We start from the raw sequence: 21,657 nt of genomic DNA on the forward strand, positions 1-21,657 counted from the left end.
AGCCCGGGCAGCGCTCTGTCTGGTTTGGGGGTATTAAGATTTTTGGCCTGTTGTCTTTGTCTATTCCGAGGGTGGATTACCCCGGATCTGGTGGAGGTCAGGCAACATGCAGACGGTACGACAGATTGCCGAAGAAATCGTGGCCCGTGAAGGCGGGTTTGTGAATGATCCCGACGACCCGGGCGGGGCAACAAAATATGGGGTCACCATCCATACCATGCGCCGATTGGGGCTGGATCTGACCGGGGACGGTGTGGTGGGGGTCGCGGATGTGCGCCGTCTCAGCCGGGCAAAAGCAGTTGATATTTTTATCACCCACTATTTTGAGCAACCGCGCATTGATGAAATTCCGGTGGTGCTGCAGGCGTCGTTGTTCGACATGTATGTCAACGCCGGTGGCAATGCAGTGAAGATCCTGCAACGGATGTTGCGAGACATGGGGTACGGTGTGTCCGTGGACGGGGCGATCGGGCCGCAGACATTGCGCGCGGTGCGCCAGGCCGTGGCCCCGAATGCAGTGGCCTTGCGCGATGCTTATGGGGTGGCGCGGCGCAATTACTACTTTCGACTTGCGGATCGCAGGGTGGCCAGCCGGAAATATGCCCGCACGCGGGACGGAGGCAAGGGGGGGTGGATCAAACGTGCCGAGGAATTCCTGTCGCCGCGCTATCACATGACGCAGGCCGACTTTGACCGGAGGGTCGCCGCATGGGGGTGATTGGAGAGCTGTTTGCACTGATGTTCGGCGGTGGCCGCAATATGGTGCGCGAAACCGCCGAAGTGTTTCGCGAGAATGCTGAAGCAGGTGCCCAGCGGGCCGTTGCGGTACAAGGGGCTGCGTTGCAGCAGTTTGCGGGCGAATTCGCGGTGGCGCGCAAAGGCGGATTCGACCGGTTCATGGATGGGGTCAACCGCGTGCCGCGACCGGCCCTGGCCTTGGGGACCTTGGGGTTGTTTGTGGCGGCGATGGTCAATCCGCTGTGGTTTGCCGCGCGGATGCAAGGCATTGCTCTGGTTCCGGACCCGCTGTGGTGGCTGTTGGGGGTGATTGTCAGCTTCTACTTTGGCGCGCGCCATCAGTTGAAGACGCAAAACTTCCAACGTGATATGGCCCAGGCCGTTAGCCTGGCACCGCAGGTGGTTGACAATATCCGCGCACTCGACGCCCTGCGCGCGGATAGTCCCGGGGTGGCCAATGCCGGGCCGGACGCCGAAGTGACTCTGGCGGCGGTGACACCAGAATTGAATCCGGCATTGGAAGATTGGCGCAAGTTGCGCAAGACCGGCTGATCCGTGACGCATCTGTGACAGTGCGGCGCGCCGAATTCGATTGGCGCGCCGTTCAGCGCAGCCTATATAAGCCGCATGGTTACAGAACTCGGTCATTTCGCCCTCGTCCTCGCATTTGTGGTTGCTATCTTTCAGATGGTGGTACCGCTGATTGGAGCCCATAAACGCTGGCCTGGATGGATGGCCGTTGCGGAACCTGCGGCACATGCCCAGTTCCTGCTGACGGCGCTGTCCTTTGGCGCGTTGACCTGGGCGTTCGTTACATCTGATTTTTCGCTGAAACTGGTCTGGGCCAACAGCCATTCGGCCAAGCCGATGCTGTACAAGATTTCCGGCACCTGGGGGAATCACGAAGGATCCATGTTGCTATGGGTGCTGATCGTGACCCTGTTCGGGGCCACAGCGGCCAGTTTTGGCGGCGGCCTGCCGCCCACGCTCAAGGCGCGTGTACTGGCGGTGCAAAGCGCCATCGCGGTGGCGTTTTTTGCCTTTATCCTGTTCACCTCGAACCCGTTCCTGCGTCTGGCGGTTCCGCCCTTTGACGGGCAGGACCTGAACCCGTTGCTGCAGGACCCAGGTTTGGCGTTTCACCCGCCGTTCCTGTATCTGGGGTATGTGGGGCTGAGCATGGCGTTCAGCTTTGCCGTGGCGGCGTTGATCGAGGGCCGCGTGGATGCGGCCTGGGGGCGCTGGGTGCGGCCCTGGACGCTGGCGGCCTGGGTGTTTTTGACCATTGGCATCGCTCTGGGGTCCTGGTGGGCCTATTACGAATTGGGCTGGGGTGGGTTCTGGTTCTGGGACCCGGTAGAAAATGCCTCCTTTATGCCCTGGCTGCTGGCGGCGGCGCTATTGCATTCGGCCATCGTGGTGGAAAAACGCGAAGCGCTGAAAAGCTGGACCATTCTTTTGGCTATTCTGGCCTTTGGGTTTTCGCTGATCGGGACATTCATTGTGCGCTCGGGGTTGCTGACATCCGTGCATGCCTTTGCCAATGACCCGGAACGCGGGGTGTTTATCCTGATCATTCTGGCCGTGTTCACCGGTGGTGCGCTGACCCTGTTTGCGGCGCGCGCGCAAGCGATGGAAGCCAAGGGTGTCTTTGGGATGGTCAGCCGCGAGAGTATGTTGATTACGAACAACATCCTGTTGGCTGTCAGCTGTTTCGTTGTCTTTTTCGGGACCATGTGGCCGATTCTGGCTGAGATGTTCTTTGATCGCAAACTGAGCGTTGGACCGCCCTATTTCAACGCGGCCTTTACGCCGTTCATGGTGCTGTTGGGGTTGATCCTGCCGGTGGGTGCGATGCTGCCGTGGAAACGGGGCAAACTGGGGCGCACGGCCTGGTCACTGCGGTATGTGTTTCTGTTGGCCGTTGCTTTGGGCGTTTTGGCCTGGGCGATGCAGACCGGGCGCAGCGCAATGGGGCCTGTGGGATTGTTCCTGGGGTCATGGATGGTCTTTGGGGCCTTGGCCGACCTGTGGATGCGGTCCGGGCGTGGGCTGAACCGGTTTGGCCGTCTGTTCCGCCTGCCACGCGCCGATTGGGGCAAGGCAACCGCCCATGCGGGGTTGGGTATCACCATCTTTGCCATTGCCGGGTTGACCGCCTGGGAGCGTGAAGACATTCGTATCGCCTATATGAACCAACCCTTCGATGTGGGAGCATATACGCTGACCCTGACCGACGTGCAGGAGGTCCAGGGGCCCAATTATCGTGCGACCCAGGGCACCGTGACGGCGGACCGGAATGGTCAGTTTGAAGCCGTCCTCCATCCGGAAAAACGCCAATATCCGGTGGCGCGGATGCCCACCACCGAGGCAGCGATTGACTATCAATTCCTGCGCGATCTGTATGTTGTTATCGGTGACAAACAGGCGGATGGGGGCTGGACCATGCGGACCTATATCAAACCGCTGGCGAATTGGATCTGGGGTGGGTGTATCCTGATGGCCCTGGGTGGGCTGCTGAGCCTGAGTGACCGACGGTTCCGGGTCGCGGCTGGTGCACGTAAATCCTCGACCGGCGGAGTGCCTGCGGAATGAAACAGGTTTTTGTCTTGCTGTTTGTGGGGTGTCTGTCCGCCATGGCGGGCCTGTTCGCAGGATCCGGAGCAATGGCCGTTCAACCGGACGAAGTGCTCGAAGATCCGGCGCTGGAAGCACGTGCGCGCGAGCTGAGCAAGGATCTGCGCTGTCTGGTGTGTCGCAACGAAAGCATAGATGAATCCAACGCTGAACTGGCGCGGGATCTGCGGATCCTGCTGCGTGAACGGCTGGTGGCGGGGGATGACGATCGGGAAGCGATGGCGTTCATCGTCGACCGGTACGGTGAATATGTATTGCTGCGCCCGACGGCCAATGGGGCCAATTGGATGCTTTGGGCTGCCGGGCCAGTGATGTTGCTGTTGGCGGCTTTGATGGGGTTCTATTATCTTCGGCGTCGATCGACGGCACCCGCGCGCAATGACGATGGCCTAAGCGCCGAAGAGCAGGAGCGACTGCGCAAAATTCTGGACGATTGACGCGGGGTTCTGCTTTTGCTGGCCTGACGCTTGGGTCAAGTTTGCGATCAACACATATTCACGAGGCGCGCAAATGGACTATCAGACGATCACCTTTGACATCACTGACGGCTTGGCGGTTCTGACGCTGAACCGGCCTGACAAGATGAACGCGCTGACCAGCCAAATGCGGGCCGAAATCGCTCATGCGATGAAGGAAGCCGCCGCGCAGGCCCGCGCCGTTGTGCTGACGGGGACGGGGGCCGCGTTTTGCACCGGCCAGGATCTCAGCGACGCTTCCAGTGGTGGGGCGCTGGATCTGGAACGCACATTGCGGGACGAATACCTGCCGATGCTGGAAGCGATTTATGATTGCCCGATCCCGACCGTGTCTGCGGTCAATGGGCCCGCCGCTGGGGCAGGGGCAAATCTGGCGCTGGCTGCGGATGTTGTGATCGCCACCGAGAGCGCCTATTTCCTGCAGGCGTTTGCCCGGATCGGGTTGATGCCGGATGCCGGCGGAACCTGGCTGCTGCCACACAAGATGGGCATGGCCAAGGCCATGGGCGCGGCGTTGTTTGCGGATCGCATTTCGGCGAAACAGGCCGATGATTGGGGCATGATATGGGAATCGGTGCCGGACACCGATTTTGATGCCCATTGGCGCAAGCGGGCCACCTGGTTGGCCACGGGGCCCAGCAAGGCCTTTGGTGCCATCAAACAATCTATCCGCGGTGCTTATCAAAAAACATTGGCGGAACAGCTGTTGGTCGAAGCGCATATGCAGGGTGAACTGGGTCAGTCGCGCGATTTCATGGAGGGCGTCTCGGCGTTTCTGGAAAAGCGCCCTGCAAAGTTCGAAGGACGCTGAACCAGCCATAGGGGTGCGACCTGTGATACGGCTCGGCCACTGCGGTCCGAGCCGTTTTTTATTGGGGGAATTTCGGTTCTTTGGGCCCTGTGTCAGGTTGACCTTTTGGGGGCCCTGACGGCCGTAAAACAAAAACCCCGCTTGCGACCAAGCGGGGTTTTTCTAATGTCATCTCGCTGTTGATCAGCGGTTTTCGATGTCCACGTAATCGCGCATGGTATCGCCCAGGTACAACTGACGCGGACGGCCGATTTTGGCCTGTGGATCGGCGATCATTTCCTTCCACTGCGAAATCCAGCCGACGGTGCGCGACAGCGCAAAGATCGGGGTGAACATCGAAGTGGGGAAGCCCATGGCTTCGAGAATGATCCCGGAATAGAAATCCACATTCGGGAACAGTTTCTTCTCGGCGAAATACGGATCTTCCAGCGCCTGTTTTTCCAGTTCCTTGGCGACCTGAAGGATTGGGTTGTCTTCAACACCCAGCAGGTCCAGAACCTCGTCTGCGGATTGTTTCATCACGGTCGCGCGCGGGTCAAAGTTCTTGTAGACCCGGTGGCCAAAGCCCATCAGACGGAATGGATCGTCCTTGTCCTTGGCGCGGGCAATGAATTCGGGAATCCGGTCGACGGTGCCGATTTCTTTGAGCATTTCCAGACAGGCCTGGTTTGCACCGCCATGGGCAGGCCCCCACAGACAGGCAACACCGGCAGCGATACAGGCGAACGGGTTGGCACCCGACGACGACGCCAGACGCACAGTCGAGGTCGACGCATTCTGTTCGTGATCCGCATGCAGGGTCAGAATGCGGTCCATGGCACGGGCCAGGATCGGGTTGACCTGGTAATCTTCGCAGGGCACGGCGAAACACATCCGTAGGAAATTGGATGCATAATCCATGTCGTTGCGCGGGTATTCGAACGGCTGACCGATGGTGTATTTATACGCCATCGCAACAATGGTGGGCATCTTGGCGATCAGGCGATGGGTCGCAACTTCGCGCTGACGTGGGTCGGCAATATCGGTCGAGTCATGATAAAAGGCCGACATCGCGCCAACAACACCAACAATGATCGCCATCGGGTGGGCATCGCGGCGGAATCCGCGGAACAGATAGACCATCTGTTCGTGAATCATCGTGTGGCGGGTGATGGTGGTTTCGAAAGTTTCCAACTGAGCCGCGTTCGGCAGCTCACCATACAGCAACAGATAGCAGACCTCTAGGAAATGCGATTTTCCGGCCAACTGGTCGATCGGATAGCCCCGGTGCAGCAGCTCGCCCTTGTCACCGTCAATATAGGTGATGGTGCTGTCACAGCTCGCGGTCGAGGTGAAACCGGGATCATAGGTGAACACACCCGCCTGGCCATACAGTTTGCGAATGTCGACGACATCGGGGCCCGCAGTGGGCGAAAAAATCGGCAGATCATAGCTCTGGCCGTCAATCGTGAGAGTGGCGGTCTTCGTCTCGGTCATGGTTGTCCCTTCCTGTTACAGGCATGTGGCAGCCGACAGGCGGCCCATGCGGGGCAGTCCCTGCGCACGTAATGCGCAGGTCCGTGGTAGTGGAGCAGCGTTAACCGGACGTTAATCCAGGTCTTATCCAGCTGCGTCGGTCAGTCGGGCCACTGTTTCGTCGCGGCCCAGAACCAACATCATGTCAAACACCGAAGGCGTTACGGCGCGTCCAGCCAGCACAGCCCTGAGCGGACCGGCCAGCTTGCCAAACTTGGTGCCCTGCGCTTCTGCGAATGCGTTCAGGGTCGCCTCCAGTTGATCTCGGTTCCAGCTAGCATTTTGCAACTGCGGCGTCAATTCACCCAGTATACCATCGGATACCGATGTCAGGGCTTTGGCCGCCTTTGCATCGGGTTCGATCGGGCGGGATGCCAGTGCAAAGTGTGCTTTTTCAATGAGTTCCGGGAAAGTTCGGGCCCGATCCTTGAGGCAATACATCGCACGTTCAAGATCCCGCGACTGTTTGTCATCCAGGGCCGGAAGCGCCGCTGCGGCCAGATATGCTTCGATTTCTTGCCGCAATGCAGCGTCATCGCTAACGGCGATGTGCTGACCACAGAGATTCTCGAGCTTTTTCAAATCGAAACGGGCCGGGCTTTTGCCGATTCCATCCAGGTCAAACCAGTCGCAAGCCTGTTCGTCCGAGAAAAACTCATCGTCGCCATGGCTCCAGCCCAGGCGCGCTAGGTAATTGCGCATGCCCGCCGCAGGGTACCCCATGGCCTGGTATTCCTGTGCCCCCAACGCGCCGTGGCGTTTGGACAGTTTCTTGCCATCTGGTCCATGGATCAGCGGGATATGGGCCCAGACCGGAACATCCCAGCCCATGGCCTCATAGATCATCATCTGGCGCGCGGCGTTGTTCAGATGATCATCACCGCGGATCACATGGGTCACGCCCATGTCGTGGTCATCCACCACAACGGCCAGCATATAGACCGGGGTACCATCGCTGCGCAGCAGGATCATGTCGTCCAGCTGGTCATTGCGAATGGTCACATCGCCCTGCACCTGATCCCGGATCACGGTTGCGCCCTCCTGAGGCGCCTTGATGCGGATCACATAGGGCGCGTCCGGGTGGCTGGCTGGATCAGCGTCGCGCCAGGGTGAGCGGTACAAGGTGCTGCGACCTTCGGCCTTGGCCGTTTCGCGGAAGGTGGCAATGTCTTCCTGCGATGCAAAACATTTATAGGCCTTGCCATCGGCCAGCAGCTGATGGGCGACTTCTGCGTGGCGCGCGGCACCTTCGAATTGGCTGATGACATCGCCGTCATGATCCAGCCCCAGCCATTCCATGCCTTGCAAGATTGCGGCTGTGGCCTCTGGCGTGGACCGTTCCCGGTCGGTGTCTTCGATGCGCAGCAGGAATTTACCGCCACGACCCCGGGCATAAAGCCAGTTGAACAGGGCGGTGCGGGCACCGCCGATATGCAGAAAGCCGGTGGGAGACGGAGCGAAACGGGTGACGACCGGTTTGGACATGGGAGCCATTTACCTTTTGGAAACCTTGAGGAGCGTAGGATTTCCGCCTGTCTACCCAGCCGGACCGCAGGGGGCAAGCATGCGTCTTATCGCGGCGCTCGACAGTTTGATAATGCAGCAACGCGGGCACCTGTTTCCCTGGGTGCCGGTTTTTCTGGCTATTGGGATCGGACTTTACTTTTCACGTCTGACCGAGCCGGGGATGACGACCTACGCAGGGAGGGTCGGGTTCGGGGTGCTCGCAATGGGAGTTGCCCTGCGCTGGCCCGGTGGTTTGGCCGCGCTGGTCTGGGCGGTGGCCTTGGTGGCTTTTGGGTTTGGGTTGGCCGGTCTGCGGGCGCACCGGGTGGCGGGGCCGGTGTTGGACTGGCGCTACTATGGCCCGATCGAGGGCCGCGTCGTGGCCCTGGATCGCTCATCCACCGATGCGCCCCGGGTGACACTGGATCAGGTTTACCTGGAACGGGTCAGGCCGGACCGGCGGCCGATCAGGGTGCGGCTGTCGCTGCATGGTCCGCCCGAGACCCTGCTGCCGGGAACCCGGGTGATGACCACAGGACATCTGATGCCGCCGCAGGGGCCGGCAGAACCCGGCGGATTTGATTTTCGTCGCCATGCCTGGTTTCAGGGACTTGGCGCGGTCGGCTATACCCGAAATCCGGTCCTGATCTCTGCGCCGTCGCAGGCTGGCCAGCGTGTGTTCAAGCTGCGCATGGCGGCGTCGCGTGCCATCCGTCAGGTGTTGCCCGGCGATGTCGGAGGGTTTGCTGCCGCGGTCACCACCGGTGATCGAAGCGGTGTCAGCCAAACGGCGCTCCAGGCCTTGCGTGACAGCAACCTGGCCCATTTGTTGGCGATTTCCGGACTGCACATGGGGCTGTTGGCCGGGTTTGTTTTTGGCCTGCTGCGGGTCGGCCTGTCGCTGATCCCGTCGGTGGCCTTACGCCTGCCGGTCAAACGGATTGCAGCGGCCGGAGCCTTGGGTGTCGCCGCCGGGTATCTGGTCCTGTCAGGCGGCAATGTGGCCACAGAACGTGCCTTTGTCATGGTCGCGGTTGCGCTTGGTGCGGTGATGGTGGACCGCCGGGTCTTTAGCCTGCGCGCTGTTGCCTTGGCGGCGCTGATCGTGCTGGTGCGCCGCCCGGAAACACTGTTGGGTCCGGGGTTTCAGATGTCTTTTGCAGCCACAACCGCCCTGGTTGCTGTGTTCGGCTGGATCCGAGAGGCCGAGATATCGTTGGGTCCGCCCTGGTTGCAGCCAATACTGGGTGTGGTGATTTCTTCGGCCGTCGCGGGGGCGGCGACTGGCCCCGTCGGCGCAGCGCATTTCAACGCCATGGCGCATTATGGCCTGATCGCCAATCTGGTGTCGGTGCCATTGATGGGGGTGTTGGTGATTCCGGCGGCGGTGGCGGCGCTGTGCCTGTGGCCAATTGGATTGGGATGGATCGGGTTAAAGGTGATGGGGTGGGGATTGGCGTGGATTCTCGAGGTCGCACGGGTTGTGGCCGGGCTGGACGGGGCAAAGGGATATGTTGTCAGCCCGGACCCGGTGGTTCTGCCATTGATTGGGCTGGGTTTTCTGGTGATCATTCTATGGCAGGGACGTCTGAGAGGCGTCGGTCTGGTTCCTGTTGTTATTGGTTTTGCGCTTTGGACCCAAACGGTTCGCCCCGAGGTGCTGATTGACGCCAATGGTGCATTGGTGGGGGTGATGACGGATCAGGGCCGGGCGCTGTCCAAACCCAAAGGCGCGGGGTTTGTTGCCGGGATCTGGCTCGAAAATGACGGCGATGGCGCGGATCAGACCAGTGCAGCCAGCCGCTGGGACGGACACAAGACCAGGATCCGCCGGATGCGCCTGGGGCAACGCGAGTTGGTCCATGTGATCGGGAAACGGGCCGTTGCCGATTTTCAGGAGTGCAAGGCGAACCAGATTGTCGTTGCCTCTGTGCCCATGGATCTGCAGGGCCCTTGCGCGCATTTTGACCCGGCGCACCTACGCGAAACCGGCAGTATTTCGGTGACAGATGGGCAGCTGAAAACCGCGCGCCAGATATCGGGCACCCGGTTGTGGACCGGTTTCTAGGGTGCATGCCCATTGCTTGTGCGTCATCAGCTGCGCTTCATGACGTCGCAACAGTCTGGGTTGGGCTGGCCATAGCTGTGTTACGGACAAGCGGCGTATTCCGCTGACATGGACTGCGCTGCTCTACAGGTTAAGCGGGGTGGCTCATCGAGCGAGTCGCATTGTTTCGAAGACAAACTGTTCCTGGGCAGAGGCACCGTGTCTCAGAAAAAAACGGACAAACTGGTAGCGTAGGATCAACGCGCCCAGACGTCAGTTGCGCCCGGACCCGCAAGATGCCCAGGCTCAGGGCGACCCTTCCTGGCTCAGTAGGTCCGAATCAACCCGACCAACCGGCCCTGAACCTTGACCTGTTCCGCAGGATAGACCCGAGTTTCATAGGCCGGGTTCGCCGCCTCGAGCGCAATCGAATGGCCATGGCGCAGAAAGCGTTTCAGCGTCGCCTCGTGATCTTCGACAAGGGCAACGACGATATCGCCGTTGTCGGCCGTGTTCGATTCACGGATCACCACGATGTCACCATCGTTGATCCCGGCTTCGATCATCGAATCGCCCTTGACCTCTAACGCATAATGATCGCCCGAGGCGGACAGCATCTGATTGGGAACAGCAACCTGGTGGGACACCTGACTGATGGCTTCGATGGGTACACCGGCGGCAATGCGGCCCATGACCGGCAGTTCCACGGCCGTCATCACCATTGGTTCTGTATTGGCCGGACGGGTGGAGTCGGGTTTGTTGCCTTCGATGACACGCGGGGTGAACCCGGCGCTGTCATGGCCCAGGCTGTCGGGCAGGCGGATGATTTCGATGGCGCGGGCCCGATGGGCCAGACGACGGATAAACCCGCGTTCCTCCAGCGCCGTGATCAGACGGTGGATCCCGGATTTCGATCTCAGATCCAACGCGATCTTCATTTCATCAAAGCTGGGCGGAACACCGTCCTTTTTCATGCGTTGATGAATGAATTCCAGCAGTTCCAGCTGTTTCTTGGTCAGCATTCGGTGACACCCCCTGGCCTGTGGTTGGTCCATACGTTTGGTTTTGTTCTACGCATGTTCCCGTTTTGTGTCAACAGTGTTGCTGCTTTGGTCCAATGGGCGGCGCACCCGCCCGTTTCTGGTGATGGGCAGCAAGGCGGTGAACGGCAGGCCCGGATTTAAACGGCTAAAGCGGCAGATAGGCCACGGGCTCTCCGATGGCCCGGGCCGGGTCATTGGCAGGACGCACCAGCAGGGCATCGGCGCGGGCCAGAACAGACAACATGGCGCTGTCCTGGTTGTCAAAGGCGGCAATCCCGTTACGGTCCAATTGCGCGCGCATATAATGTTCGCGCGGACCATTCGCGGCGAGCGGCGCAGTCAAAGGCGCAGTCATCAGATCGGCCTGTGTGGTGTCCTGACCCAGCATGGCACGGATCATCGGTTTGATGAAGATTTCGGCGCAAATCATTGCAGAGACAGGATTTCCGGGAAGCCCGACCATCGCAGATCGACCCAGTTTTCCCGCCATCAGCGGTTTGCCGGGACGCATGGCAACCTTGTAAAATGACCGCTCCATTCCCAATTCCGCCGACACTGGCGCGACCAGATCGTGATCGCCAACCGAGGCCCCGCCGATGGTGACGATCAGATCAGCGCTGCTGGCCAGCTCAAAGGTGGTCTTTAGGCTGGTCACCGTGTCGCGGGCGATTGGCATGATGCGGACGTCTGCTCCCACTGTTTCCAGCATGGCCTTGAGCCCAAAGGTGTTGGATACGATGATCTGATCGGGGCCCGGTGTTTCGCCCGGCATGACCAACTCGTCCCCTGTTGAAATCAGCGCGACAATCGGTTTGCGCGCGACAGGGACGGTTGGAATGTTCATCGCAGCCATCAGGGCAATGTCTTCGGCGCGCAAAGACAGCGGGGGGGAGATAGTGGTGCCGGTGCTGAAATCGCCGCCTTCGGCACGGATATTGTCCTTTTCACCCGGTTCGTTTGCGATGGTGATCAGATCGCCGGTGCGGGTGATGTCTTCTTGTATGACCACAAAGTCTGCCCCGTCAGGCACCGGTGCTCCCGTAAATATACGCACGGCCTGTCCTGGCCCGACGGTCCCGTTAAATGAATGCCCGGCGGCGGCTTCGCCAATGACCTTGAACATGGCGTGGCGTTCGACTTCGGCCCGTTTCATTGCGTATCCGTCCATCGACGAGGCGGCAAACGGCGGCTGATTGCGCCGGGCTGTGACCGGCCGGGCCAAAACCCGACCCGCAGCCCTGATCAACGGAACGTCTTCGACCCCCAAAGGGGCTGTCAGCGCCAAAAGCAGCGCGCGGGCTTGGGTGACGGTGATCATGGTGCTTCGTATCGCCCGGATTTTCCGCCGTCCTTGAGCAGCACCTTGATACCGCCGATTTCCATTGCCTTGTCCACCGCCTTGGCCATGTCATAAACCGTGAGCGCCGCGGTCGAGACCGCGGTGAGCGCCTCCATCTCGACACCGGTCTGGCCGGTGGTTTTGACGGTGGCTTCGATCCGGAGGCCCGGCAGGTCCGGATCCAGCGTCAGTTCCACGGCAACCTTGGTCACCGGCAGCGGATGGCACAGCGGAATCAGGTCAGGCGTCTTTTTGGCACCCATGATCCCGGCGAGACGGGCAACTCCCAGAACGTCACCTTTTTTGGCGCGCCCTTCGCTAATGATATCAAAGGTTTCCTGTTCCATCTTGATGTATCCACCAGCGACAGCCACGCGGGAGGTCACCGCCTTGTCCGAGACATCAACCATATGGGCGTCGCCCTTGGTGTCAAAATGCGTCAGCGACATTACATGGCTCCCGGGATCAAAGGATTGGCAAGCAGATCACGTGTGGCCTGGGCCACGTCGTCCTGGCGCATCAGGCTTTCGCCAATCAGGAATGTGCGTGATCCATAGCGGGCCATATCGGCCAGATCTGCGGGCGTGAACAGGCCGCTTTCACAGACGATAGTGCGATCGGCAGGGACTAGTTTGGACAGGGTACGGGTGGTGTCCAGCGTGGTTTCAAAGGTATTGAGATTACGATTGTTGATGCCCATCAGGCGCGATTTCAAATGGCAGGCCCGTTCAAGCTCCTGCTGGTCGTGCACTTCGAGCAGCACATCCATGTCCCATTCAAACGCGGCCTGTTCCAGTTCGGCGGCCTGGGAATCGCTGACCGAGGCCAGGATGATCAGGATGCAATCGGCCCCCAGGGCGCGGGCTTCGGCGACCTGATAGGTGTCATACATGAAATCCTTGCGCAACGCAGGCAGCGAACACGCATTTCGCGCCGCTGTCAGAAAGGATTTGTCGCCCTGAAAGCTGGGCGTGTCTGTCAACACCGACAGGCAGGTGGCTCCGCCCGCTTCATATGCCCGCGCCAGGTCAGGCGGGTTGAAATCGGCACGGATCAGGCCTTTGGAGGGGCTGGCTTTCTTGATTTCCGCGATCAAGCCATAGCCATGCTGTTTGGCGCGAAACAGCGCATCGGCAAAGCCACGGACCGGGCTGGCGTCGCGTGCCAGGGCTTCGATCTCGCTCAGCGGTTTGGCCGCTTTGTCGGCGGCCACTTCTTCGAGCTTGTAGGCTTTGATCTTGTCCAGGATGGTTGTGCTCATGCCAGCGGCTCCGTTCATGCAGTCCAGTCGATTTGTTCCTCACCCCGGGCACGCAACCAATCGTTCACAGCCGAAAATGGCCGCGAGCCGAAAAAGCCGCGCCGCGCCGACAGCGGCGAAGGGTGGGCGGTTTTCAGGATCAGGTGATCGCCCGGATTGATATGGGTTGCAAGCTTTTGCGCCTGATTTCCCCACAGAATAAAGGCAGTCGGACGCTGTGATGTGCGTGCCAGCACCTGATGCACCAATTTATCCCATCCCAGCGCCTTGTGGCCATTGGCCTCGCCCGTCGGAACGGTGAGTGCCGTGTTGAGCAGCAAAACACCCTTGTCAGCCCAGTCGCGCAGATCGGTCTGCTGTCTGGTGACGCCCAGATCGCTGTTCAATTCCTTTAGAATATTGCCCAGCGAGGCCAACCTGCCGGGAAAATCCGTAGGTATCGAAAACGCCAGCCCATCTGCCTTGCCGGGCGTGTGATAGGGGTCCTGACCCAGAATAACCACGCGGGTTTTGTCTGGCGAGGTTCGCTCCAACGCGGCAAAGCGTTGATGGGCAGGCGGTAGGATGGTGCGCGGATCGGCGTCAATGGCCGCCTGAATGGCGGGCCAATCCGTGTTGAAAAACGTCAGATCAGCCCATCCTTGAGGGATTTGTGTGCTCATGCGGCGGAAGTGATCCGGGCCACTGCTTCGATCTTGGCCTTGGCGGCACCGCTGTCGATGCTATGGGCGGCCTTGGCCACGCCATCGCGCAGGTCCGAGGCATGGCCCGCCACCACCAACGCCGCCGCCGAATTCAGCAAGACAGCATCGCGGTAAGCCGATGGCGCGCCATCCAGCAGCGCGCGGAACGCCACGGCGTTGTCCTGGGGGCTGCCGCCGACAATCGCCTCGAACGGGTGAACCGGCAGGCCGGCGTCTTCGGGGTGCAGTTCGACATCGCGGATGCTGCCGTCCTCTTCCAATGCCGATACCCAGCTGACACCGGTGATGGTGAGTTCATCGGTGCCGTCGGATCCATGCACCAACCAGGCCCGTTCGGATCCCAGCGTCTGGAGCGTTTCGGCCATGGGGCGGATCAGATCACGCGAAAACGCGCCCGTCAGCTGGCGTTTGACGCCAGCCGGGTTGGTCAGCGGCCCCAGGATGTTGAAAATCGTGCGGGTTCCCAGCTCTGCACGTGTCGGCATCACATGGGCAATCGCCGGGTGATGCATGGGGGCCATCATGAAACAGATGCCCGCCTCTTTCAGTGCCTTCTCAACGACTTGGGGGCCAACCATCACGTTGATTCCCATCTGACCCAAGGCATCCGCCGCGCCAGATTTCGAACTGAGATTGCGATTGCCGTGTTTGGCCACCACGGTTCCGGCACCGGCCACAACGAATGCGGTTGCAGTGGAAATGTTCAGCGTTCCCTTGCCATCGCCTCCGGTGCCAACGATGTCCATGGCACCTGCGGGTGCAATCACGGCGTTGCATTTGGCCCGCATCACAGCGGCGGCAGCGGCGTATTCATCCACGGTTTCGCCACGGGTACGCAGCGCCATCAGCAGGCCGCCGATCTGGCTGGGCGTGGCTTCGCCTTCGAACAGGCATTTGAACGCGGTCTCGGCCTCGCTCCGGGTCAAGGGGCGGTCGGCAGCAGTGCCGATCAGCGGCTTCAGGGTCTCGCTCATGCGGGCACCTTCATGTCATTTAGAAAATTCTGGAGCAGGGCATGGCCATGTTCCGAAGCGATGGATTCCGGGTGGAACTGGACGCCGTGGATCGGCAGCTCCTTGTGTTGCAGGCCCATGATGGTGCCATCATCAAGCCAGGCAGTGACATCGAGGCACTCTGGCAGGCTTTCGCGTTCGACCACCAGCGAATGATAGCGGGTCGCCTCGAACGGGGTCGGCAGACCGGCAAACAGGCCCGTATTGGTGTGATGCATGGTGCCCATCTTGCCGTGTACGATTTCATGACAGCGCACGACTTTGCCGCCAAAGGCCTGACCGATGGTTTGATGCCCCAGACACACGCCAAGCAGCGGCGTGCGGGTTTCGGCGGCGGCCTGTGTCAGGGCCAGACAGATGCCCGCCTGATCCGGATCGCAGGGGCCCGGGCTCAGCAGGATGCCTGCGGGGTTCATCGCCATGGCCTCCTGCACGTCGATGGCGTCATTGCGACGCACGACCATTTCGGCTCCCAATTCGCCCAGGTAATGCACCAGATTATAGGTAAATGAGTCGTAGTTATCGATCAGCAACAGCATGGCAGGCTCGTTCGTCATTAGGGCTGGTGGCACAAGGGCCAGCCGCAGTATAGTGGTCGCGACATACTTGTTCAGGGTTAGGCGGCAGCGTCAAGAGCACATAAAGAGCGCAACCCTGAAGCGCGGCTTGCTGCGGCGAAAAAACCGTGGTTAGGCAATACATGTGATTGAGGGAAGAAAACGGGCATGCGTGGATTTCTGGGTGGCGTCAGTATTGGGGCAATAGTTGCGGTGATCGGTGCGGTCGGGTTGTCGGTGATGACGCCCTTGCCGCCCCGGCCTGAGGTTGCAGTGGAGTCACCCGATGTGGTGATCCAGCCGCGCGATGCGGATGTCAGCCTGTCAAAACCGGCGGGTCAGGATGCGGATCTGGTCGAGGCGGCACCAACAGCGCCCAAGGACACAGACCCATCGGCTGGCGATCTGACAGCGCTGGCCCCATCGGTGATGGAGCCGGCGGACAAACCCCAGGTGGGCGCGGCATCGGAAGCCATCCCTGTTCCCGACCCCGAGGCCTCGGCACCGGAAATGACCGGCAGTCAGGATCAACCGGTGGTCCCGTCGGACACACCCGAACAGACCCCAGATACCCCAGGCGCGGAAACTGCAGTGTCCACAGCCGTTGCCAATCCGGCGCAACTGTCCGTGCCACAGGTGGTCCCGGAAGGATCCGGTTTCGCCGAGCCGGCCCCTGCGGATCCCGAGAGTTCGGATCTGACCAAACAAACGGACCCGGCACCCGATGTCGCGGAAACGGTGGAACCCCTGGAGCCCGCAACCGAGGCCGCGCCACAAGTTGATACCTCGGTGGTCGAAGCCACACCCGAAGCCACGACCGAAGCCGCGCCAGAGCAACCTGCCCGGATTGCGGCCCTGCCGCAGACCGGAGCCGGGACCACCGGCACCGGCCCTCAGATCGGGACGCCGGTTGTTCCTTTGACCGACCGGGGTGCGGACCCCGAGGACACACCAGAGCCGGTCGGTGATGAGGCGCCATCCGCTGACATCGCACCAACTTCGCGACCGTTCGAAGCCTTTGCCGCGCCCTTTGACAACCCAGACGGCAAGCCGTTGATGTCAATTCTTTTGATTGATGATGAACAGGCAATCGGTGCCGAAGCGTTGCTGGATTTTCCCTATCCGCTGAGCTTTGCAATCGACCCGTCCGACCCGGATGCAACGGACAAGATGGCCCGCTATCGCGCCGCCGGGTTTGAAGTGGTGGCGATGACGAATTTCGCGGCTGCGGCCACGGCAACGGATGCTGAAACAGCCCTGGAGGTCTGGTTTGCCAGCCTGCCTGAAACGGTCGCAGTATTGGAAGGCACCGGGAGCGGTATTCAGGGCAACCGGGCGCTGTCCGATCAGGTGACGGCGGTGGTCAAAGACACCGGGCGTGGGCTGATCACCCAGGACCGAGGGCTCAATACCGTGCAGAAGCTGGCGCAGCGGGACGGGGTGCCGTCAGGTGTGGTGTTCCGGGACTTTGACGGAGCCGGTCAGACACCGACAGTGATGCGACGGTTTCTGGATCAGGCCGCGTTCCGCGCCGGTCAGCAGGGTGCCGTGATCATGTTGGGTCGGGTCCGCCCGGATACGATTTCGGCGCTGTTGCTGTGGGGATTGCAGGATCGGGCCAGCCGGGTTGCCCTGGCTCCGATTTCGGCCAGCCTGGCGCTGAAGACAGAGTAAGTCGCGCGGTGCGTGCCAGCACGCAGCCTACATCTTGAGCACCAGGAGATCCAAAACATGCCCCATCTCACGGTCAATGGCGTGCGTCTACATTACACCGACAGCGGGCAGGGGGACGAAACCATCGTCTTTTCCCATGGTCTGTTGATGAGCGGCAGGATGTTTGACGCCCAGGTGGCGCAGTTCAGCAGCCGCTATCGCTGTATCACCTATGACCATCGGGGGCAGGGCAACAGCGACGCCCCCCTAGATGGCTATGACATGGAAACCGTGGCCGAAGACGCGGCCGCGTTGATCCGGGAGCTTGCAAACGGGCCGGTGCATTTTGCGGGGCTGTCGATGGGCGGTTTTGTGGGTATGCGTCTGGCGTTGCGCCACCCCGAACTGTTGCGTTCGCTGATCATTCTGGAAAGCTCGGCCGACCCCGAGCCGGAAGACAACAAGCCCAAATACCGCAAGATGAATTTCGTCGCCCGTTGGTTCGGATTGGGGGTCGTGGTCGACAAGGTGATGCCGATCATGTTCGGGCAGAGTTTCCTGACCGACCCGGCGCGGGCCGCACAAAAGGCACAGTGGCGCGACCGGATCAAGGCCAACGATCGCAAGGGGATCGTTCGGGCGGTCAACGGGGTGATTGACCGGGTGGGCGTTTACCAGGACCTGGACCAGATCAGCACACCAGCGCTGATCCTGGTGGGGGACGAAGATGTGGCCACGGTTCCGGCCAAATCCGAACGGATGCGTGATGCGATTGCGGGCGCTGAAATGCACCTGATCCCGGGTGCCGGGCATTCGGCGACCATCGAAGAGCCTGCAGCAGTCAACGCCCATATCGAAACCTACCTGGCGCGCGTCTGAGCGGTTAGGGCCGATCCGGCCTTGGATTAGGGGGAATCCAAGTTCTGTGGTACACTCGCTGGTGATTTTGAACCAAGCGATTTGAGGTGTGCCATGCGAAATTTGATTGCGGCTGTCGCGCTGTCCGTCAGCGCATTTGCCGGTGCCGGATTGGGAGCTGCTGAATGTGACCGGCAGGTGTTTGCGCGTAACGGTCTGTTTTATTCCCCAAACGGTGATCCCGCCGAAGCCCTGCGTCTGGGACGGATCCGGTTCGGTGAGATCGGCCAGAGGAAACAGGCCAATATTCATCAGTTCAAGGGGCAGGTTCCCGCCGGATACCGCTACGGCGGGAAATTCTATCTGCGGTCGGGGGTCGGGGGCACCGATCATGTGCTGGTGCAGCCCAAAACCCATCAGGAGGCCGTCCTGATCCGGCGGATCAGCCACAGCGCTCAGCAGCTGGCGGGTTCGAAAAAGGCGCATTACGTTGCGCTGGGGCGGGCGGATCTCCCCTTTGGGCGCTGTGACGTGACCAATTCGGTCAAACAACAGGGGCTGCGCGAAGCCCAGCATTTCATTGAAAGCGGCCAATATGTTCTGGCCCATTCTGACGCGCGGGAATTGAAACGGGCTCCGGTTGTGGGCGAGAATTTTCATTTCACCTTTACCGGTCGCAACGGGTGCCAATACACCGGGCGCATTGTCGATCCCCAAGGCCAGCTGCGCACAAGTCAGGTTTATACCGGTCTCGAAAAAATAGCGATCAATGCCAAGGGGCAGTTGCTGATCGAACAGACTGCGCATGATGTGGCGCAGGTCTTTCTGCCCAGCCCGGCCTATGCGAGCCTGCCCCCGGTGCAACTGCCGGCAGATGCCGGATCGCCATATGTCGTGTCCAGCGTCGAAGCGAGCCTGTTTGATATCTCGGCCCATGACAATGGCGTGTGCCTGGAGATCCCGGCCCCGATTCCGACCGGAGATCTGAGTAGGTGGTTTTTCGGGGCTGTTGCAGCCGATAAAAAGGCCGCGATCCGCGCCGCCAAAACAGGCAATTGGCGACCGCATGTGACCGAACTACACTTCCAACAGATCGAAAACTCCAGCCAAAGCGCCTATGTCCGGCTGCAGTGGCCGTCGTCCGCGGGGAACTGAGCCCATGCTGACAAAGGAAATGGAGAATATCCTGAAGGCCTTTCCATCCTTCATGTCCATGCTGTCGATGGCGCGTAACCCGTTTGTCGAAAACCGATCAAACGAAGACACGATGGAAACCGTAACCAAGGCGATCTGGTTCGTGTTGCCGTTTCATTTCATGTCGTTTCTCGGCATGGTGCCGCTGGCCGGTGGGGACACGACATTGGTTTTGCTGATCGGTTTTATCTCTTTGCTGGGGCTCAGCTGGGTTGGAACGATTCTGGGCAGCCTGATGGGGGCGGTGAATGGGTGGGGTCCGATTCGTCGTGAAAACTGTGTGGCGTCCTGGGTATCGGCCCTGTTTGTCACCTGGTTCTTTTGTGTGCTGATCATGAGCGGGCTGAATGGTTATTTCTGGTGGAAATACGAAGATTTTGCGATTTGGCCCGAACTGTTTAATCGGATGGACAAGCTGCTGTTGAATACGCTGCTGTATGACTTTCGGGTCGAGGTCATAAGCATCGGCATCCCGTTGATCGCGGCGGGAGCGATGTTGTTGACGATCCCGCATGGACGGCGCGGCACGCCCGGGCAGGCTTTGATCCTGGCGCTGGTATGCATGGTGTCCTGCACTGCGTTTATTCTGGCCAGTAAGGAATTGCTGGAGCCGATGACGCGTGTGGCGGGGGTGGGTCCGGTTGGGGCCGTGGCCGCGCTTGCACCGATCAACCCCTAGTTGGTCAAGCTCACGACCGGCTGGTAAAAAAACGGGGTCGCCCTAGCCTGGGCGACCCCGCTGAACCTGTCAGACGTACAGCGTCTGATCTAGCCATTGCCGTTGCCGGTAAACCGACCTGCGTCCGCGGCGGCGCGGCGGATGGCGTTGGATTTATGCACGGTTTCCATGTATTCGGCTTCGGGGTCGCTGTCATAGACAACGCCACCACCGGCCTGAATATACAGAGTCTGATCCTTGACCACGGCAGTGCGCAGCGCGATGCACATGTCCATGTCACCCCCGGCGCTGAAATAGCCGACCCCACCACCATAGACGCCGCGTTTTTCCGGTTCCAGTTCGTCGATGATTTCCATGGCCCGCACTTTGGGCGCGCCAGAAACGGTCCCCGCAGGCATCCCGGCAAAGAACGCATCCAGGGCGTCTTTGTCTTCGGCCAGTTCGCCGACGACATTGGACACGATGTGCATCACATGGCTGTAGCGTTCGATGATGAATTTTTCGGTCGGGCGTACGGTTCCGATTTTGGTCACACGGGCGGTGTCATTGCGGCCCAGATCCAGCAGCATCAAATGTTCTGCCAGTTCCTTTTTGTCGGCCAGCAGATCGGCCTCCAACGCCTTGTCCTCTTCGGGCGTTGCGCCACGGGGGCGGGTGCCGGCAATGGGGCGAATGGTGACTTCGCTACCAAAAACCCGGACCAGGATTTCCGGGCTGGCGCCCACCACCTGAAAACCGCCAAAGTTGAAATAGAACATGAACGGCGACGGGTTGGTGCGCCGCAGCGACCGATACAGCGCAAAGGGGGGCTGACGAAAATCCTGGGACCAGCGTTGGGCAGGGACCACCTGAAAGATATCACCGGCGCGGATGTAATCCTTGGCCTTTTCGACCGCTGCCATATAGCCGTCTTTGGTGAAATTGCTAACCGGCGCCGCGATGTCATCAGCGTCGCCCAGATCGCGGGTTTCGGCGGGCATGGCGCGTTCCAGATCACGCACCGCATCCATCACCCGTTCAGCGGCCTGGGCATAGGCGGCCTTGGCCGTCTGTCCGTCGCTGACCCAGGCGGGGGACACGACCGTGACCTCGCCTTTGACCCCATCCAGAACCGCCACAACCGACGGGCGCAGCATCAGCGCATCGGGCAGGCCCAGCGGGTCAGGGTTCACATTGGGCAGATGTTCCACCAGACGCACGGTGTCATAGCCCAGATAGCCAAACAGACCGGCCGCCGCCTGTGGCAGATCCTCGGGCAAATCAATGCGGCTCTCGCCGATCAGCGCCCGCAGATTATCCATCGGGTTGCCGTCCTGCGCCGTGAAATCTTCGGCGTCATATCGCGCCGACCGGTTCAGCTCGGAGAGCTCTCCGCGACAGCGCCAGACCAGATCCGGCTTCATTCCGATGATCGAATAGCGGCCACGCACTTCGCCGCCGGTGACCGATTCCAACATGAACGCATCCTTTTGCGCGCCTGTCAGTTTCAGCATCAGCGACACGGGCGTGTCCAGATCCGCGGCAAGCCGCGTATAGACAACCTGGTTTTCGCCCGCCTCATAGGCGCGGGCAAAGCTGTCGTAATCGGGGGTCAGGGCCATGGGTTTGGTCTTTCGAATACGCGGG

The 21,657-nt window shown here is 60.5% G+C and carries 20 protein-coding genes; 10 read left to right on the forward strand and 10 right to left on the reverse strand.

The window, feature by feature from the left end:
- Window positions 1-106 precede the first annotated feature (106 nt).
- From QEZ52_RS10060 to QEZ52_RS10080, 5 genes are all read left to right on the forward strand, one after another.
- Window positions 107-718, forward strand: coding sequence for a holin-associated N-acetylmuramidase (locus tag QEZ52_RS10060; RefSeq protein ID WP_406650069.1), 612 nt, complete (start codon window positions 107-109; stop codon window positions 716-718).
- Window positions 709-1,290 carry a holin family protein gene (locus QEZ52_RS10065; RefSeq protein WP_406650072.1) on the forward strand — a complete coding sequence of 194 codons (582 nt, stop codon included), beginning with the start codon at window positions 709-711 and terminating at the stop codon, window positions 1,288-1,290. Before QEZ52_RS10060 ends, QEZ52_RS10065 begins: the two co-directional genes overlap by 10 nt.
- Window positions 1,291-1,365: 75 nt before the next feature.
- Window positions 1,366-3,333: a heme lyase CcmF/NrfE family subunit gene (locus QEZ52_RS10070; RefSeq protein ID WP_406650075.1), complete on the forward strand. Its 1,968-nt coding sequence runs from the start codon at window positions 1,366-1,368 to the stop codon at window positions 3,331-3,333.
- A gap of 41 nt (window positions 3,334-3,374) precedes the next feature.
- Window positions 3,375-3,812, forward strand: a complete 438-nt coding sequence (locus QEZ52_RS10075; RefSeq protein ID WP_406650416.1) for a cytochrome c-type biogenesis protein CcmH — start codon at window positions 3,375-3,377, stop codon at window positions 3,810-3,812.
- A 73-nt stretch (window positions 3,813-3,885) separates the two neighbouring features.
- Complete coding sequence (locus tag QEZ52_RS10080; protein ID WP_406650078.1) at window positions 3,886-4,662, forward strand: enoyl-CoA hydratase-related protein; 777 nt, start codon at window positions 3,886-3,888, stop codon at window positions 4,660-4,662.
- Window positions 4,663-4,845: 183 nt separating this feature from the next.
- On the opposite strand, the gene gltA is transcribed toward QEZ52_RS10080, so the two are convergent.
- Together gltA and gltX are read right to left on the reverse strand one after the other, a co-directional pair.
- Complete coding sequence (gene gltA, locus QEZ52_RS10085) at window positions 4,846-6,138, reverse strand: type II citrate synthase (RefSeq protein WP_406650082.1); 1,293 nt, start codon at window positions 6,136-6,138, stop codon at window positions 4,846-4,848.
- 123 nt (window positions 6,139-6,261) lie between these two features.
- Entirely contained in the window at window positions 6,262-7,662 is a 1,401-nt protein-coding gene (gene gltX / locus QEZ52_RS10090; RefSeq protein ID WP_406650085.1) for a glutamate--tRNA ligase, read from the reverse strand.
- A gap of 79 nt (window positions 7,663-7,741) precedes the next feature.
- Between gltX and QEZ52_RS10095 the strand changes: the two genes are divergently transcribed.
- Entirely contained in the window at window positions 7,742-9,751 is a 2,010-nt protein-coding gene (locus QEZ52_RS10095) for a ComEC/Rec2 family competence protein (RefSeq protein ID WP_406650088.1), read from the forward strand.
- A gap of 305 nt (window positions 9,752-10,056) precedes the next feature.
- On the opposite strand, the gene lexA is transcribed toward QEZ52_RS10095, so the two are convergent.
- From lexA to QEZ52_RS10130, 7 genes are all read right to left on the reverse strand, one after another.
- Window positions 10,057-10,752, reverse strand: a complete 696-nt coding sequence (gene lexA, locus QEZ52_RS10100) for a transcriptional repressor LexA (RefSeq protein WP_406650092.1) — start codon at window positions 10,750-10,752, stop codon at window positions 10,057-10,059.
- A 166-nt stretch (window positions 10,753-10,918) separates the two neighbouring features.
- The gene (gene glp / locus QEZ52_RS10105) at window positions 10,919-12,091 is read right to left on the reverse strand and encodes a gephyrin-like molybdotransferase Glp (RefSeq protein ID WP_406650095.1); all 1,173 of its coding nucleotides are present in this window, start codon (window positions 12,089-12,091) and stop codon (window positions 10,919-10,921) included.
- Window positions 12,088-12,561: a cyclic pyranopterin monophosphate synthase MoaC gene (gene moaC, locus QEZ52_RS10110; protein ID WP_406650098.1), complete on the reverse strand. Its 474-nt coding sequence runs from the start codon at window positions 12,559-12,561 to the stop codon at window positions 12,088-12,090. The genes glp and moaC overlap by 4 nt, the downstream gene beginning before the upstream one ends.
- The gene (gene trpC / locus QEZ52_RS10115; RefSeq protein WP_406650100.1) at window positions 12,561-13,373 is read right to left on the reverse strand and encodes an indole-3-glycerol phosphate synthase TrpC; all 813 of its coding nucleotides are present in this window, start codon (window positions 13,371-13,373) and stop codon (window positions 12,561-12,563) included. Before trpC ends, moaC begins: the two co-directional genes overlap by 1 nt.
- Before the next feature lie 14 nt (window positions 13,374-13,387).
- A complete protein-coding gene (locus QEZ52_RS10120) occupies window positions 13,388-14,035 on the reverse strand; it encodes a uracil-DNA glycosylase (RefSeq protein WP_406650103.1) in 648 nt (215 codons plus the stop codon).
- Window positions 14,032-15,051: an anthranilate phosphoribosyltransferase gene (gene trpD, locus QEZ52_RS10125; protein WP_406650106.1), complete on the reverse strand. Its 1,020-nt coding sequence runs from the start codon at window positions 15,049-15,051 to the stop codon at window positions 14,032-14,034. Before trpD ends, QEZ52_RS10120 begins: the two co-directional genes overlap by 4 nt.
- Window positions 15,048-15,629, reverse strand: coding sequence for an anthranilate synthase component II (locus QEZ52_RS10130; RefSeq protein ID WP_406650109.1), 582 nt, complete (start codon window positions 15,627-15,629; stop codon window positions 15,048-15,050). The genes trpD and QEZ52_RS10130 overlap by 4 nt, the downstream gene beginning before the upstream one ends.
- Window positions 15,630-15,815: 186 nt before the next feature.
- On the opposite strand from QEZ52_RS10130, the gene QEZ52_RS10135 reads away from it, so the two are divergent.
- The 4 genes from QEZ52_RS10135 (at window position 15,816) to QEZ52_RS10150 (ending at window position 20,031) form a co-directional block, all read left to right on the forward strand.
- Window positions 15,816-17,321: a divergent polysaccharide deacetylase family protein gene (locus QEZ52_RS10135; RefSeq protein WP_406650113.1), complete on the forward strand. Its 1,506-nt coding sequence runs from the start codon at window positions 15,816-15,818 to the stop codon at window positions 17,319-17,321.
- Window positions 17,322-17,378: 57 nt separating this feature from the next.
- Window positions 17,379-18,179 (forward strand): alpha/beta fold hydrolase, encoded by an 801-nt coding sequence (locus QEZ52_RS10140; RefSeq protein ID WP_406650117.1) that lies wholly within the window; start codon window positions 17,379-17,381, stop codon window positions 18,177-18,179.
- 93 nt (window positions 18,180-18,272) lie between these two features.
- Window positions 18,273-19,313: a hypothetical protein gene (locus QEZ52_RS10145; RefSeq protein WP_406650120.1), complete on the forward strand. Its 1,041-nt coding sequence runs from the start codon at window positions 18,273-18,275 to the stop codon at window positions 19,311-19,313.
- A 4-nt stretch (window positions 19,314-19,317) separates the two neighbouring features.
- Window positions 19,318-20,031, forward strand: a complete 714-nt coding sequence (locus QEZ52_RS10150; protein WP_406650122.1) for a hypothetical protein — start codon at window positions 19,318-19,320, stop codon at window positions 20,029-20,031.
- Window positions 20,032-20,120: 89 nt separating this feature from the next.
- On the opposite strand, the gene trpE is transcribed toward QEZ52_RS10150, so the two are convergent.
- Window positions 20,121-21,632, reverse strand: coding sequence for an anthranilate synthase component I (gene trpE, locus QEZ52_RS10155; protein WP_406650125.1), 1,512 nt, complete (start codon window positions 21,630-21,632; stop codon window positions 20,121-20,123).
- Between the last annotated feature and the right edge of the window lie 25 nt (window positions 21,633-21,657).

It is taken from the genome of Aliisedimentitalea scapharcae (genome assembly GCF_045277565.1).
GTDB lineage: Bacteria > Pseudomonadota > Alphaproteobacteria > Rhodobacterales > Rhodobacteraceae > Aliisedimentitalea > Aliisedimentitalea scapharcae.

Bases quoted from the DNA above. Each gene is read 5' to 3' on its own strand.
- QEZ52_RS10060 (WP_406650069.1), top strand. From the start codon at position 107: ATGCAGACGGTACGACAGATTGCCGAAGAAATCGTGGCCCGTGAAGGC.
- QEZ52_RS10065 (WP_406650072.1), top strand. From the start codon at position 709: ATGGGGGTGATTGGAGAGCTGTTTGCACTGATGTTCGGCGGTGGCCGC.
- QEZ52_RS10070 (WP_406650075.1), top strand. From the start codon at position 1,366: ATGGTTACAGAACTCGGTCATTTCGCCCTCGTCCTCGCATTTGTGGTT.
- QEZ52_RS10075 (WP_406650416.1), top strand. From the start codon at position 3,375: ATGGCGGGCCTGTTCGCAGGATCCGGAGCAATGGCCGTTCAACCGGAC.
- QEZ52_RS10080 (WP_406650078.1), top strand. From the start codon at position 3,886: ATGGACTATCAGACGATCACCTTTGACATCACTGACGGCTTGGCGGTT.
- gltA (WP_406650082.1), bottom strand. From the start codon at position 6,138: ATGACCGAGACGAAGACCGCCACTCTCACGATTGACGGCCAGAGCTAT.
- gltX (WP_406650085.1), bottom strand. From the start codon at position 7,662: ATGTCCAAACCGGTCGTCACCCGTTTCGCTCCGTCTCCCACCGGCTTT.
- QEZ52_RS10095 (WP_406650088.1), top strand. From the start codon at position 7,742: ATGCGTCTTATCGCGGCGCTCGACAGTTTGATAATGCAGCAACGCGGG.
- lexA (WP_406650092.1), bottom strand. From the start codon at position 10,752: ATGCTGACCAAGAAACAGCTGGAACTGCTGGAATTCATTCATCAACGC.
- glp (WP_406650095.1), bottom strand. From the start codon at position 12,091: ATGATCACCGTCACCCAAGCCCGCGCGCTGCTTTTGGCGCTGACAGCC.
- moaC (WP_406650098.1), bottom strand. From the start codon at position 12,561: ATGTCGCTGACGCATTTTGACACCAAGGGCGACGCCCATATGGTTGAT.
- trpC (WP_406650100.1), bottom strand. From the start codon at position 13,373: ATGAGCACAACCATCCTGGACAAGATCAAAGCCTACAAGCTCGAAGAA.
- QEZ52_RS10120 (WP_406650103.1), bottom strand. From the start codon at position 14,035: ATGAGCACACAAATCCCTCAAGGATGGGCTGATCTGACGTTTTTCAAC.
- trpD (WP_406650106.1), bottom strand. From the start codon at position 15,051: ATGAGCGAGACCCTGAAGCCGCTGATCGGCACTGCTGCCGACCGCCCC.
- QEZ52_RS10130 (WP_406650109.1), bottom strand. From the start codon at position 15,629: ATGCTGTTGCTGATCGATAACTACGACTCATTTACCTATAATCTGGTG.
- QEZ52_RS10135 (WP_406650113.1), top strand. From the start codon at position 15,816: ATGCGTGGATTTCTGGGTGGCGTCAGTATTGGGGCAATAGTTGCGGTG.
- QEZ52_RS10140 (WP_406650117.1), top strand. From the start codon at position 17,379: ATGCCCCATCTCACGGTCAATGGCGTGCGTCTACATTACACCGACAGC.
- QEZ52_RS10145 (WP_406650120.1), top strand. From the start codon at position 18,273: ATGCGAAATTTGATTGCGGCTGTCGCGCTGTCCGTCAGCGCATTTGCC.
- QEZ52_RS10150 (WP_406650122.1), top strand. From the start codon at position 19,318: ATGCTGACAAAGGAAATGGAGAATATCCTGAAGGCCTTTCCATCCTTC.
- trpE (WP_406650125.1), bottom strand. From the start codon at position 21,632: ATGGCCCTGACCCCCGATTACGACAGCTTTGCCCGCGCCTATGAGGCG.